The organism is Hymenobacter aranciens (assembly GCF_030580865.1).
Taxonomy (GTDB): Bacteria; Bacteroidota; Bacteroidia; order Cytophagales; family Hymenobacteraceae; genus Hymenobacter; species Hymenobacter aranciens.
Genome location: NZ_JAUQSY010000008.1, coordinates 69,478 through 83,225, shown reverse-complemented (window position 1 = coordinate 83,225; position 13,748 = coordinate 69,478). Strand labels below are relative to the sequence as shown.

The window sequence follows — 13,748 nt, the reverse complement described above, 5'->3', positions numbered from 1 at the left end:
GGTCGTGGTTTTCGTATCTTTGCCGGCCCCCTTTCTGGCCTCCTCTCCCCGCCCGATGTCCGCTTCCGCCGCAGCCTCGCTGCCCGGCCCGCCGCTGCCCGCCGATACCCTGCCCGCCCTGCTCGACTTGCTGCCCACCGGCGTGGTATACGCCCTGCCGCTGCCTGCCGCCCCCGGCACGGCGCCCGACCTCACCCTGGCTTACCTCAACCCCGCCGCCCAGCGCCTGCTGGGGCTGCCCGCCCAGCCCGGCACCACCCTGGCGCAGCACTGGTCTGTTTCGGTAGCCGCCGCGCTGCTGGTCCGGCTGGCTGCTGCCCCGGCCGCCGACGCGGCCCCGCTGGCCTTTGCCCTGCCGCTGCCCGCCGACCCCGCCGCGCCGCCGCTGGCCGGCCGGGCCCGCCGCCACGGCCCGGGCCTGCTGCTGACGCTGGAAGCCCCGGCCACCGCGCCGGCCGCCGCCCCGCCGGCCCCCGCCGAGGTCCCCGGCCAGGTACTGGCCGAGCTGGGCCGGCTGTTCGGCCCCCTGCCCATGCCCTTCACCTTATTCAAAGGGCCGCAGCTGGTGGTGGAGTACGCCAACGACATGCTGGGCCAGCTGCTGGGCCGCCCCGTGGCCGCGCTGCTGGGCCGCCCGGTGTTCGCGGCCGTGCCCGACCTGGGCGGCCAGGGCCTGGAAGAGCTGCTGACGGCCACCGTCACCCAGGGCACCCCCTTCGACCTGACCGAGGTGCGCGTCGAGTTCGTCCGCGCCCCGGGCCGCCCGCCCGAACTCGGCTACTTCAACCTCAGCTACCGCCCCCGCTACGACGCGGCCGGCAACATTGAGGGCGTGCTGGGCCTGGGCGTGGACGTGACCGAGCAGGTGCGGGCCCGGCAGCGCCTCGAGCAGCTCAACGAAGAGCTGGAGCTGCGCGTGACCGCCCGCTCGGCCGAAACCCGCGCCGCCCTCTTCGAGGCCGAGCAGCAGCGCGAGCAGGCCGCCACCCAGCAGCGCGCCCTGGGCCAGATTCTGGGGCAGGTGCCGGCCGCCATCGCCACCCTCACCGGGCCCGAGCACCGCTTCGCCTTTTTCAACGACCTGTACCAGCAGCTCGTGGGCCACCGGGCCGTGCTGGGCCGCCCCGTGGACCAGGCCCTGCCCGAAGTGCGCGAGCAAGGCTTCATTGCCCTGCTCGACCAGGTGTACGCCACCGGCCAGCCCTTCGTGGGCACCGAAACGGCCGTGCTGCTGCACGGCGACGGGGCCGCCGCGCCCGAGCAGCTCTACGTCGACCTTATCTACCAGCCGCTCTTCGACAGCCAGCAGCGCGTGACGGGCATCCTGGCCTTCATCCTCGACGTGACCGAGCGGGTGCGCAGCCGCAAGCAGGCCGAAACCCTGCAGGCCGCCCTGCTGGGCGTGGCCAAGCGCCAGGCCCAGGAGCGGCAGGATTTGCTCGACCTCTTCCGGCAGGCCCCGGTGGCCGTGGTGCTGCTGCGCGAGCCCGACCACCGCATCGACTACCACAACCCCGCCTTCGAGGAGCTGTTTCCGCCCGACGACTGGGCCGGCCCCGTGCGCAACCACACCCTGGAAGCAGTGTACCCCCGCATCCGGGCCGCCGGCCTGAGCCAGCTGCTCGACCAGGTGTATGCCACCGGCGAGGGCCAGCTGGTGCCCGAGCTGCCCCTGGCCGTGCTGCAGCCCGGCAGCCCCCGCTACGTCACGCTGGTGTACCAGGCCTACCGCGAGCAGGGCCGCATCGCGGGCGTGGCCGCCTTTGCCTACGACGTGACCGCGCCGGTGCTGGACCGGCTGGCCCGCGAGGCCGCCCAGGCCGAGCTGCGCAGCATCATCGAGCAGGCCCCGGTGGCCACGGCCTTCATGCGCGGGCCCGGGCTGGTTATCGAGCTGGCCAACGACGCCATCGCCACCATCTGGGGCCGCTCTCCGGCCCAGGTGCTGGGCCGGCCCTACGCCGAGGCCCTGCCCGAAGTGGCCGCCCAGGGCTACCCGCAGCTCATGGCCGGGGTGATGGCCACGGGCGTGCCGGCGCACTTCAGCGAAACGCCGGTGCAGCTGCGCCGGGCCGACACCGGCGAGCTGGCCGAGGGCTACTACAACTTCTCGCTCAACCCGGTTTTCGACGCCCAGCGGCGTGCCGTGGGCATCCTGTCGATGGGCGTGGAGGTAACGGCCCAGGTGCAGGCCCGCCGGCAGGTCGAAACCCAGCAGCAGGAGCTGCAGCGCATCTTCGAGCAGGCCCCGGTGGCCATCTGCGTCTACCGCGGGCCCGACTACGTCCTGGAGTTTGCCAACCCGCCCCTGGCCCGCCTGCTGGGCAAAACGCCCGCCGAGGTGGAGGGCCGGCCGCTGATGGAGCTGGCACCCGAAATGCGGAGCCAGGGCCTGGGCGAGCTGCTCGACCAGGTATATGCCACCGGCCAGCCCTTCGTGGCCCAGGAAATGGCGCTCACCATTGTGCGCGGGCAGGGGCCGGAGCTGGGCTACTACAACTTCGTGTACCAGCCCCTGTTCGACGCCCGGGGCCGGGTCGACGGCGTCATCTGCGTGGCCGCCGACGTCACCGCCCAGGTGCAGGCCCGCGCCCAGGTGCAGGCCCTCAACGACGACCTGAGCGCCGCCAACACCGACCTCACCCGCGCCAACGCCGACCTCGATACCTTCGTCTACACCGCCAGCCACGACCTCAAGTCGCCCATCACCAACATCGAGGGCCTGCTGGCCGCCCTGCGTGAGCACCTGCCCCCGCTGGCCGGGCTCGACCCGACCGTAACCGAAGTGCTGCGTATGATGGACGACGCCGTGGCCCGCTTCCGGCAAACCCTGACCGACCTCACCGACGTGGGCCGCCTGCAAAGCGACCTGCTGGCCGAGCCCCCCGCGCCCATTGCCCTGCCCGAGCTCGTCGAGGCCGTGTACCTCGACCTGCTGCCCGAGCTGCTCGCCGCCGGCCTCCAGCTCGACCTCGCGCTCGACCTGTGCCCCACCGTGACGGCCCCGGCCCGCACCCTGCGCTCGGTGCTCTACAACCTGCTCTCCAACGCCGCCAAGTACCGCGACCCCGCCCGCCCCCTGCGCGTGACCGTGCGCTGCGCCGTGGCCGAGGGCTGGATGGAGCTGGCCGTGGCCGACAACGGCCTGGGCCTGACGTCCGCCCAGCAGGCCAGCCTGTTCCAGATGTACCGCCGCCTGCACACCCACGTGCCCGGCTCGGGCGTGGGCCTCTACATGGTGAAGAAGCTGGTGGAAAACGCCGGCGGCGCGGTGGCCGTGGCGAGCGAAGTGGGCGCGGGCTCCACGTTCACGGTGCGGCTGCCGGTGGGGTAGGCGGGGCCGCTCCCAGCCCCCACCTATTTGCACCCTTTCCTGGCCGCAGCCCCCAGCACCGGGGCGCTCAGCTGCTGGTAGGGCCCAAACAAAAACTCCAGCCGGGCCAGCTCCGAAGCGAAGGCGGCCGGGCGGTAGCACTTGTCCACGGCCCGGTCGAGGGCCTGGTGGGCGCGGGCCAGGGCCGGGGGCATGGTGGCGGGGTCGTAGAGGGCCGCCAGACTCTCGCCGGCATACTGCGCCCGGGCCGCCAGCATCGCCTCGGCGGCCGTGGCCCCGGCCTGCCGCTGGGCAGCCGGGGGGGCGCGGGGTAAGGGGGAGCCTGACGACTCCCGTCAAAGGCATAGCCGGCTCCTCCTCTCCATCGGAGAGAGGGTCGGGGGGGGAGGCCGCCGCCAGGGCCGGGCCAGCGCTCACTACAGCCCGGCCAAAAATAAACCGGCCAGGGGCCGGTTTATTTCCGAGTGTATGCAACCCGTTAATGTTAGGGCAAAGGTACCCCCGCCCCCAGGGACGGTGCTATAGCACAAATTGGCCATATTTGCCGGCCGGGGCGGCTCGCCCCGGGCCCGGCCGCCCCGGGGCGAGCCGCCCGGCTGGCTGGGGTCTTGGTCGGCAACTCACTCCACGGTGAGGCGCCGGGCCTGGGCGCTGCTTCTGACAATGTACACGCCCGGCGCCAGCCCGGCGGGTAGCGCCAGCCGGGCGGTGCCGCTGGCATCGGCGGTGGCGCGGGCCACGGGGCGGCCCAGCGCGTCGAGCACCTGCACCGCCGCCCCGGCGGGCAGCCCGGCCACGGTAGCGGCCCGGTGGGCCGGGTTGGGGAAGACGCGAAGCGTACCCCCTTCGCGCGCGCCATTCACCACCCGCACGGGCGAGTAGCGGGCCGTGCCGTCCTGGTCGAGCTGGCGCAGGCGGTAGTAGCTGGGGCCGGTGAGGCGGGTGGCATCCAGGTAAGTGTAGGCGCGGGGGGCGCTGCTGGTGCCGGCTGCGGCCACCGTGCCGAGACGGGCGAACTGCTTGCCATCGGCGCTGCGCTCGACTTCAAACGCGGCGCTGTTCTTTTCCGAAGCCGTGGCCCAGGCCAGGTGGGCGGCGGGGCCCTCAGCCGTGGCCGTGAACGTGAGCAGCTCCACCGGCAGGGGGGTGGCGGCGGCGGTGAGGTAGAACTCCGAGAAGTGGTCGGGTACGGCGAACTCGCCCACGAACCAATCGGCGCCATTGGGCTGGGTGGCCGAGCCGGTGAGCAGGCGGCGCTCGCCGGTGGGGTCGTTGTCGGCCAGCGCGCAGTTCACGTTGGCCCCGTCGTACTGGCTGGCCTTGAGCGTGGCCAGGGTGGCGTTGGCATCGGTGGCCTGCAGGCGGGCCAGCTCGCTGCTCAGGCCGAAGAAGCGCACGCGCACGGTCTGGCCGGGGAAGCTGGCGTTGGCGGCCGTGAGGTAGAAGTTGCGGTCGAGGTAGGCGCGGCCGGCCAGTCCGTCGCGGCGCACGGCGGCGGAGGTGGCGGTGCCCAGGGCCAGCACACCAGCCGTGACGGTGCCCAGGTTTTGGGTGTCTTCGAGGGCGGCCACCACGGCCCCGCCCGCGCCGGGCAGGCGCAGGTAGCGCCAGGTGCCGGCCCCGCCCGTGCCGTCGAGCGTGAGCGGCGCGGTGCTGAGGCAGCCGCTGGCGCTGGCGCTGCGGTACACCTGTAGCACTTCGAAGGCCGGGCTGCCGGCGCTGCTGCCACCAGGAGTGCTCACGACCACGGCCGTGCTGCCAGCCGCCGCGCCCACCGGCACCACGGCCGTGAGGCTGGTAGCCGAGTTGACCGTGACGCTGCTGGCCGCCACGCCGCCGAAGCGGACGGTGCTGCCGCTGGTGAAGCTGGTGCCCGTGAGCGTCACGGCCTGGCCCGGCAGCTCGGCTGCCGGGCTGATGCTGGTCAGGGTGGGCCTGGGCGGCAGGTTCAGCCGCACGCTCACCGTGCCGGTGCCATAGTTGGCGGTGAGCAGGTCGAGGTTGCCGTCACCGTCCACGTCGCCCAGCACCACGCTGCAAGGCCAGGCAACTGACGGGCTGCCCACGGCGGGGTCGGAACCGCCGCTAAAGGCGCCGCTGCCGTTGTTGAGGCGTACGCTCACCGTATTGCCGTTGTAGTTGGCCGTGAGCAGGTCGAGGTCGCCGTCGCCGTCCACGTCGCCCACGGCCACGCTCTGGGGGGAATTGTCCACGGCGGGATTGGAACCACTGCCGAAGGTGCCGCTGCCGTTGTTGAGGCGCACGCTCACCGTGTTGTTGTCGCTGTTAGCGGCCAGCATATCGAGGTCGCCATCGCCGTCCACATCGCCCAGCGCCACGCTGCGGGGCCGGCTGCCTACGGCGGGGTTGGACCCGCCGCTAAAGGCGCCGCTGCCGTTGTTGAGGCGTATGCTCACCGTGTTGCCGTTGTAGTTGGCGGTCACGAAGTCGAGGTCGCCATCGCCGTCCACGTCGCCCATCGCTACGCCGGTGGGAAATTGGTCCACGCCTACGTCGGTGCCGCCGCTGAAGCTGCCGCTGCCGTTGTTGAGGCGCACGCTCACCGAATTGTCGCCGCTGTTGGCGGTGAGCAGGTCGAGGTCGCCGTCGCCATCCACGTCGCCCAGCGCCACACTGTGCGGGTTGCTGCGCACGCCCACGTCGGAGCCGCCGCCGAAGCTGCCGCTGCCGTTGTTCAGGCGCACACTCGCCGTGCTGCCGTTGAAGTTGGCGGTCACGAAGTCGAGGTCACCGTCGCCGTCCACGTCGCCCACCACCACATGCACAGGGTTGGTGCCCACGGCGGGGGCGGCGGCGCCGCTGAAGCTGCCGCTGCCGTTGTTCAGGCGCACGCTCACCGAATTGTCGCCGCTGTTGGCGGTGAGCAGGTCGAGGTCGCCGTCGCCGTCCACGTCGCCCACCGCTACGCTTTGCGGATAGCCGCCCACGGCGAGCTCGGGGTTGGTGGCGGGGGGCAGGAAGTTGCCCCGGCCGGTGCCGCCCACGGCCGTGGTGAACTGGTACACCTTCTTCTGCACCGCCAGCCCGCCCGCGCTCTGCACCGTGGCCGGCACCGTCACGCTCACCAGCTCGCCAGGCCGGAAGTTGGTGCGGGGCGTGCTGGCCGTGGCCGCGAAGCGGGCCGTGCTGCCGCTGGTAGTTACCGTGCCCGCCTTGCGCCCGCCGGCCTGGGCCGAGAACACCCCGATGCTGGCCGCCGAGGCCGCCGTTACCGGCTCGGTGAAAGTGACGGCCACGGCCGAATTAGTCAGCGGCGCGGTCAGGGCGTTGGCGGCGGGGCTGGTGCCGGTCACGCGCAGCCGCACCGCAAAGCCGGTGTAAGCCGCGCTGGTGCCGCTTGATGTGGTCACGGTGATGCTCTGGGTAGGGCCGGTGCCGGCCGGCACGGTAAAGGTGAGGCTGGTGGCTGTCACGGCCGTGGGCGTCACGGGCACGCCGTTCACGCTCACGCTGCTGGCCCCGGCCAGGTTGGTGCCCGTGAGCACCACGCTTGGGGTGCCCGCCGTGCTCGTGCCGGGGCTGATGCTACTAATAGCCGGCGCGGGCGGCTGGTTCAGACGCACGCTAATCGTATTGCTGTTGCGGTTAGCGGCCAGCAGGTCGAGGTCGCCGTCGCCGTCCACGTCGCCCAGCGTCACACCGAGGGGGACGCTGCCTACGGCGGGGTCGGGGTTAGTGGCCGGGGCCATAAAGTTGCCGCTGCCGTTGTTGAGGCGTACGCTAATGTTGCCACTGCCGTAGTTGGCGGTGAGCAGGTCGAGGTCGCCGTCGCCGTCCACGTCGTCTAGCACCACCATGTTGGGAAGGTCGCCCACGGCGGGGTCGGGGTTGGTGGCGGGAGCCGTGAAGTTGCCGTCGCCATCGTTGAGGCGCACACTCACCGTCCCGACGTAGAGGTTGGTCGTAACGAAGTCAAGGTCGCCGTCGCCGTCCACATCGCCTATTGTCATGTTGGTAGGAGAATCTCCCACGGCGGGGTTAGAGTTGGTGGCCGGGGCCGTGAAGTTGCCCGTGCCATCGTTCAGGCGCACACTCACCGTGTTGCTAGCGGTATTGGCAGCTAGCAGGTCGAGGTCGCCGTCACCGTCCACGTCGCCCAGCACCACATTGACAGGATTGGTGCCCACGGCGGGGTCGGGGTTGGTGGCGGGGGCCGTGAAGCTGCCGCTGCCATTGTTCAGGCGCACACTCACCGTGCCGTTAGTGCCGAAGTTGGCGACGAGCAGGTCGAGGTCGCCGTCGCCGTCCACGTCGCCCAGCGCCATGCCCCGGGGGCTGCTGCTCACGGCGGAGTTGGGGGCCGAAGTAGTGAAGTTGCCTGCCCCGTCGTTGAGGCGCAGGCCCACCGTACCGCCGGTGGTGGAGTAAAACAGGTCGAGGTCGCCGTCGCCGTCCACGTCGCCCAGCACCACATCGACGGGGCTGCCGCCCACGGCGAAGTCGGGGTTGGTGGTCGGGGGCGTGAAGCTGCCCGTGCCGTCGTTCAGGCGCACGCTCACCGAATTGGCGTTGCTGTTGGCGGTCACGAAGTCGAGGTCGCCGTCGCCGTCCACGTCGCCCACTACCACATTCACAGGGTTGGTGCCCACGGCGGGGTCGGGGTTGGTGGCGGGGGGCAGGAAGTTGCCCCGGCCGGTGCCGCCCACGGCCGTAGTGAACTGGTACACCTTCTTCTGCACCGCCAGCCCGCCCGCGCTCTGCACCGTGGCCGGCACGCTCACGCTCACCAGCTCGCCGGGCTTGAAGTTGGTGCGGGGCGTACCAGTCGGGACGGCGAAGCGGGCCGTGTTGCCGCTCACACTCACCGCCCCGGCCTTGCGCCCGCCAGCCTGGGCCGAGAAGACGGCGATGTTGGCCGCCGAGGATGCCGTCACCGGCTCGGTGAAGGTCAGGGCCACGGCCGAATTAGTCAACGGCGCGGTCAGGGCGTTAGCGGCGGGGCTGGTGCCGGTCACGCGCAGCCGCCCCGCCAGGGCGGTGCTCACGTTGCTCAGGCCGAAGCGTGTCGTTACCACAATACTGGGCGCGGCGCTCACCCCGGCCGGCAGCACGAAGCGCAGGCTGCCGCTGTTCACGTTGGTGGGCACCACGGCCACGCCGTCCACGCTCACGTAGGCGGCCCCGCTCAGGTTGGTGCCCACCAACGTGAGGGGGGTGCCCGCCGCCGCGCTGGCCGGGGTTGGGCCCGTGATGACGGGCAGGCGCACGGTGCGGTCGGTGGTGGTGAAGCTGGCGAAGGCGCCGCCGTTGATGCTGGGGCTCAGGTTGTCGAGCGGGCTGCCGTCGAAGAGCAGGTACAGCTTCTGGTCGGCCGTGCCGGAGCTGCGCTGGGCCATGCGCAGGCGCACGGCGTAGCTGCCGGTGGCGGGCAGGGGGCCCAGGTCGAGGGTGGCGCTGCCGCCGGCGGTGGTGGTTTGCAGAAAGGCGGCGTGGGTGCCGTCGAGGTTGGTGTAGGAGCCGAAGCCGCTGCCGGTGGTCATGATGCCGGCGTTGCCGGCGAAGGCCCAGCTGGCGCCGGTGGGCTGGTAGGCCAGCGGGCCGCTGCCCAGGCTGCCGGTGTTTTCGAAGCTGGGGTTGGCCACGGCGTCGGCCACGGCGGTGCCGTTGCGCAGCAAGGTCACGTCGTCGACGAAAGCCGTCACGTCCACGCCGGACCCCGGCGGGCGGGCCGTTTCGAACCGCAGCTGCACCTGCCCCAGCGGAAACACGGCCGTGGTGTAGGTATGAAACGTGCCGTCGTTGGCCGGCACGCTGCGGCCGATTTCCACCCCGTTAATCAGCACGGCCACGCCCTGGTCGGCCGTGGTAGTGTTGCGCTGGGCCAGGCGCAGGCGCAGCTGGTAGTAGCCGGCCGCCACGTCGGGCAGCTGCTGGCTCAGGCTGCCGCTGCCGCCGCTGGTGGTTTGCACCAAGGCCACGCGGCTGCCCTCGGGCGCGGCGGGGTTGCCGAAGATGCTGCCGTTGGCGGCCAGGCCGCTGGTGGGAGAGAAGGTCCACGTCGCGCCGGTGGGAGCGTAGCCGTAGCTGCCCGCGCCGAGGCTGCCCGTGGTTTCGAAGCCGGCGTTGGGCACGGCCCCGGCCACCACGGCGCCGGTGGCGGCGTTCACCAGCTCCACCTGGTCGGCAAAGGCCGTGACGTCGGTGGGACCGGTGGGCACGGTGGCTTGCAGCGTGAGCACCGGGGTGCCGGCCCGGGCCAGCAGCGGCAGCAGGGCCAGCCCCAGGCCGGCCAGCAGCAAACGAAAAGGCCGTGCCAGCAGGGCGGAGCCGGTAGTAAGCGCGGAAAAGTGTAGCATCGGGCAAGTGGGGTAAGGGGAGAACGCAGCAGTGGCCGGCTTCCGGACCGGAAAAGCCCACTGTGAGTAAGCCGCAGACAGCAAGCGTCAGGCTTTGCTGCAAAAGTAGGCTGGGCCGGAAGCCGGCGCATCGCATATGTATGCGATAAGGCCGGCCACGGCCTACGCAACAGCCCGGCCGCCCCGGGGGGAGCAGCCGGGCCGGCTGGTGTTCTTGTCAGTGGCTTACTCCACTAGGAGGCGCTGGGTCTGACTGCCGCTCCTTAGCTATATACACCCCGGCGGGCAGCGCCAGCTTGGCGGTGCCGCTGGCATCGGCGGTGGCGCGGGCCACGGCGCGGCCCAGGGCGTCGAACGCCATTCACGGCGGCCCCGACGGGCGGGCCGGCCACGGCCATACTGTTGTGGGCGGGGGTGAGGCGGAGGGTCATGAGGCCATTATCACCAAGGCGCACGACGTGCCCGAGCAAGTAGCTGGCCGGTCCAGGTTCACCCGCCGCAGGTGGTGCCAGGCAAGTTGGTGGGTTGATGATATGCCGCCTCACCGCCGCCCTCGCCGAAACCAACACCTGCCTGGCCGAGTTGGCAGGCCACGCTGGCCGGCTAGCCGCCGCCAAACGACCAGCAAAATACCCCGCCGCCCCTGGTCGCGGGACGTTTTGCTGCCGGTCTGGTAAACATCGCGCGCTGGCCCTGGTTAGAGCCCAGTTCATTTTTAATTCGTTTTAATCTGCCCCTAATGGCCGACCCCACCAACGTCCTCCAGCTCGAATACGAGATTCTACCCGTCCTCACTCAGCGCCGCAGTCCCCGCGCCTACCTCGATACCCCGGTTTCGACGGAAATTCTGAACCGCATTTTTGCCGCCGGCACCTCGGCCGCCTCCTGCATCGGCGAGCAGCCCTGGCGCTACCTCGCCGCCAGCCAGGCCGAGCAGCCCGAAGCGTTTGCCAAGTTGCTGGCCACGCTTAAGCCCTTCAACCAAGTGTGGGCTAAGAAGGCGCCCGTGCTGGTGATTGGCCTGGCCAAGCGCACCTTTGCCAAAGACGGCAACCCGAATGATTTCGCCCGCCACGACCTGGGCCAGGCCACGGCCACGCTGGCCATCCAGGCTGCCGAGCTGGGCCTGCAGGTGCACCAGATGGGCGGCTTCACCGCCGACGAAGTGCGCGAAGGCTTCAATGTACCCGCCGATTTCGACATCGTCACGGCCTTTACGCTGGGCTACCCCGGCCCCGCCGAGCTGCTGGAAGAGCCTCTGCGCAGCCGCGAGCTGACCCCCCGCAGCCGCATGCCGGTGGGCGAAATCCTGTTCTGGGGCGCCTGGCCCACGCCGGAGAGTGAGGATTTTGCCGAGGCGCAGAAATAGCTATTAAGGCAGTTGGTAAAAGGACTGTCATGCTGAACATAGTGAAGCATCCTCTCGCGCCAGAACCAATCGTTCCAGCGGGAGAGGATGCTTCACTGCGTTCAGTATGACAGTTCCTCCTTCGAGGGTTATTGTCAGCCCTGCAGCGTGAGCACCACCACCGCGTACGGCGCCAGCGCCACGCTGCCCTGGAACGGGTAGCCGTCGTGCCCGTGGCCGCCGGCCTGCACATCAAAGGTGTCGAAGTCGAGGAAATCCTCGTCGTAGCCTTTCCAGTCGGAGTTGAAACTGACTTTCCAGTGGCCGCCGGCGGGCAGGCCGATGGTGTAGCTCTCGTAGGCCGTGTTGGCGAAGTTGGCCAGCACCACGGTCACGTCGCCGGGTTGCTCCTGGCCGTCGGCCCAGCGGGCGAAGGCCACCACTTTGTCTTGATTATTAACGTGGAACACGCGGCTGTGCTGGCCGGTGAGGCCGCGGCTGCGGCCATCCTGGTTGCGGCGCAGGCGGATGAGGTCGCGGTGCAGTTGCACGAGGCCCTTGTTTTCCTTGGCGCGATGCAGACGCAGCGGCTCGTTGTCGTTGAACTCCTTGTAGGCCACGAACTCCTGGCCCTGAAACAGCATGGGCACGCCGGGCGCGGTGAGTACCAGCGCAGTGCCCAGCACGGCGCGCTTCTTGGCAAAGTAGCCGTCGGCGTCGCCGGGCATCACTTCTTCGGCCACGCGGCTTTTGCCGTTGGCCACCTCATCGTGGCTTTCGGTGTAGATAACGCGCCGGAAGACGTCGCCGTTGTAGTTATGCGAGAGGGCTTTGGTGACCTCGTGCATGTTGCGGCCGGCGTCGTCGGGGGCCGTCAGCACCTCGCGGATGGGGTACACGAACGTGCCGTCCCACTGCGAGTCGAAGCCCTGGCCGCCGTGCTCGGTTTTTTCGGTGATGGCCGACTCGCCGCGCAAGTCCTCGGCGATGGTAATTTTCCAGGGCATCGTCTGGTCGATTTCCTCATTCACCCAGCGCATCAGGCTCCAGCCGTCGGGCAGGTCGGCGCCGGGGTCGCTTTCGCCCTTCACGTTGCGCACGAAGGAGATGGCATCGGCCCGCAGGCCGTCCACGCGGTATTCCGTCAGCCACATAATAGCGTTGTCGCGGATGTACTGGCGCACTTCGGGGCGGCCGTAGTCGGGGCGGTTGTGGCCCCAGGGGGTTTCGCCGCGCCAGTCGTTGTAGAAGTAGATGCCGCCGCCGTCGTTCTCGCTCCAGCCGTCGAACTGCCAGAGGTCGAGGTCGCCGGGGCCGAAGTGGTTGTACACCACATCCAGCACCACGGCAATGCCTTGGCGGTGGGCCTCCTTCACCAGCTGCTTGAAGCCGATGGGCCCGCCGTAGTCGCTTTCCAGCGCGAAGGGGTTGGCCGGATTATACCCCCACGAGCGGCTGCCCGGAAACTCGGTAGCCGGCAGCAGCTCAATGCAGTTGATGCCCATGTCGCGCAGGTAAGGCAGCTTGTCGACCACCGTCTGGAAGGTGCCGACTTCGCCCTCCTTCGCATTAAAGGTACCCACGTGCAGCTCGTAAATCACCAACTCGTTCCAGGCCGGCATCTGAAAGGCATCTTCCTCCCAATCGAAATCGAGCTGCGGCACCACCGAGGAGCCGGCCGAGTTGGTCACCTGCCGGGCGTAGGGGTCGTTGCGGTCAATTTTGTTGCCTTTGTTGACAATGCGAAACTTGTACTCGTCGCCGGGTTTGGCAGCGGCCACGTCCAGGGCCCAGTAGCCGTTATCCTCGTGGGTAAGCGGGTACTGCTCGCCGTTCCACTCATTGAAAGAACCGAATACGGCCACGCTGTCGGCATTGGGCGCCCACACCCGGAAGGTGGTGCCGCCGGCGTGCGGGATGGCGCCCATGCCGGGCTGCGGCACGGCCGAAGGCGCGGCTTTTTTCGCGGTGGGCTTGGCGGCAGCTTTAGTCGCTTTGGGGGCGGCAGTGCCAGCGGCGGCGGCGGGCTTGGCGGCTTTGGGAGCGGCGGGAGTTTTAGCGGGGGCTGGTTTGGGTTTGGCGGCGGTTCTGGCGGCCTTATCGGAAGTAGGAGAGGCGGGCATAAGCGGAATAAAAGAAAAGCAGCCGGCGACTTTAGTCGGCCGGCCGGCTAGCTTAACTAGAGATGAAGCCCTAAGGTTACAGAAGGGTTTTTCCGGCCGCCGGGGGAGCTATTTGGCCGCCCAAACGGTTATACTTTCGTGCTCCAAGTGGCTCCTGACGCCCATCCGCCAGCAACTCGCTTCCCGATTCTATGCCCCGTCCCCGTCCCGTTACTTACGGCCTCTACGGCTGGAGCCCCGACTATGGCTACCGCTACATTCACCCCGCCAACCGCCGCTCGTTCGAGCTGGTAGGGCCCATCGGCAAGCTCTTTGAAAAAATCGCTGAGGATGACGACGGCGAGTGGATAACCCTGCGCTACGACGAGCAGCAGTTTCTGGTGCGCCCCGAATTGTTTAAGGAACTCACCGAAAAACCGCCCTTCAGCTTTGGCGACGAGGTGGAGGAAGTGGCGCCCCCGCCCGGCCGCTACCGCCATTTCGGGCTGGTGTCCGACGTGTTCTGGAACGAGCAAACCAGCACCGCCTCCTACCAGATTGTGGAGCGTAAGCGCAAGCTGCCGCAAGTATTTCAGGCCGGGGAATTGCGGGCGGGGTAAATGAAGTTGAGGATGCGCTGATTTGTT

Annotated in this window: 6 protein-coding genes and 1 pseudogene; 3 read left to right on the top strand and 4 right to left on the bottom strand. The window is 69.5% G+C overall.

Annotation, left to right across the window (positions count from 1 at the left end; genetic code table 11):
* The first annotated feature begins 55 nt into the window (after window positions 1–55).
* Entirely contained in the window at window positions 56–3,334 is a 3,279-nt protein-coding gene (locus Q5H93_RS13115; RefSeq protein WP_305006999.1) for a PAS domain-containing sensor histidine kinase, read from the top strand.
* Between the two features lie 23 nt (window positions 3,335–3,357).
* Here the strand turns inward: Q5H93_RS13115 and Q5H93_RS13110 are convergent.
* The 3 genes and pseudogenes from Q5H93_RS13110 to Q5H93_RS13100 all read right to left on the bottom strand — a co-directional run.
* Window positions 3,358–3,615 (bottom strand): annotated as a pseudogene (locus Q5H93_RS13110) (type IIL restriction-modification enzyme MmeI); the annotation flags it as partial.
* A 339-nt stretch (window positions 3,616–3,954) separates the two neighbouring features.
* Complete coding sequence (locus Q5H93_RS13105; RefSeq protein ID WP_305006996.1) at window positions 3,955–9,651, bottom strand: FG-GAP-like repeat-containing protein; 5,697 nt, start codon at window positions 9,649–9,651, stop codon at window positions 3,955–3,957.
* Window positions 9,652–9,868: 217 nt separating this feature from the next.
* On the bottom strand, window positions 9,869–10,012 hold the full coding sequence (locus Q5H93_RS13100) for a hypothetical protein (RefSeq protein WP_305006995.1): 144 nt from the start codon (window positions 10,010–10,012) through the stop codon (window positions 9,869–9,871).
* A gap of 378 nt (window positions 10,013–10,390) precedes the next feature.
* On the opposite strand from Q5H93_RS13100, the gene Q5H93_RS13095 reads away from it, so the two are divergent.
* A complete protein-coding gene (locus Q5H93_RS13095) occupies window positions 10,391–11,020 on the top strand; it encodes a nitroreductase family protein (protein WP_305006994.1) in 630 nt (209 codons plus the stop codon).
* Between the two features lie 134 nt (window positions 11,021–11,154).
* Here Q5H93_RS13095 and Q5H93_RS13090 read toward each other — a convergent pair whose 3' ends face one another.
* Window positions 11,155–13,122, bottom strand: a complete 1,968-nt coding sequence (locus Q5H93_RS13090) for an alpha-amylase family glycosyl hydrolase (protein ID WP_305006993.1) — start codon at window positions 13,120–13,122, stop codon at window positions 11,155–11,157.
* A gap of 191 nt (window positions 13,123–13,313) precedes the next feature.
* On the opposite strand from Q5H93_RS13090, the gene Q5H93_RS13085 reads away from it, so the two are divergent.
* Window positions 13,314–13,721 carry a DUF6960 family protein gene (locus Q5H93_RS13085; protein ID WP_305006992.1) on the top strand — a complete coding sequence of 136 codons (408 nt, stop codon included), beginning with the start codon at window positions 13,314–13,316 and terminating at the stop codon, window positions 13,719–13,721.
* The last annotated feature ends 27 nt before the right edge of the window (window positions 13,722–13,748 follow it).

Excerpts from the sequence above, each read along its gene's own strand:
- Q5H93_RS13090 (WP_305006993.1), bottom strand. The coding sequence starts at position 13,122 with ATGCCCGCCTCTCCTACTTCCGATAAGGCCGCCAGAACCGCCGCCAAA.
- Q5H93_RS13100 (WP_305006995.1), bottom strand. The coding sequence starts at position 10,012 with ATGGCGTTCGACGCCCTGGGCCGCGCCGTGGCCCGCGCCACCGCCGAT.
- Q5H93_RS13105 (WP_305006996.1), bottom strand. The coding sequence starts at position 9,651 with ATGCTACACTTTTCCGCGCTTACTACCGGCTCCGCCCTGCTGGCACGG.
- Q5H93_RS13115 (WP_305006999.1), top strand. The coding sequence starts at position 56 with ATGTCCGCTTCCGCCGCAGCCTCGCTGCCCGGCCCGCCGCTGCCCGCC.
- Q5H93_RS13085 (WP_305006992.1), top strand. The coding sequence starts at position 13,314 with ATGCCCCGTCCCCGTCCCGTTACTTACGGCCTCTACGGCTGGAGCCCC.
- Q5H93_RS13095 (WP_305006994.1), top strand. The coding sequence starts at position 10,391 with ATGGCCGACCCCACCAACGTCCTCCAGCTCGAATACGAGATTCTACCC.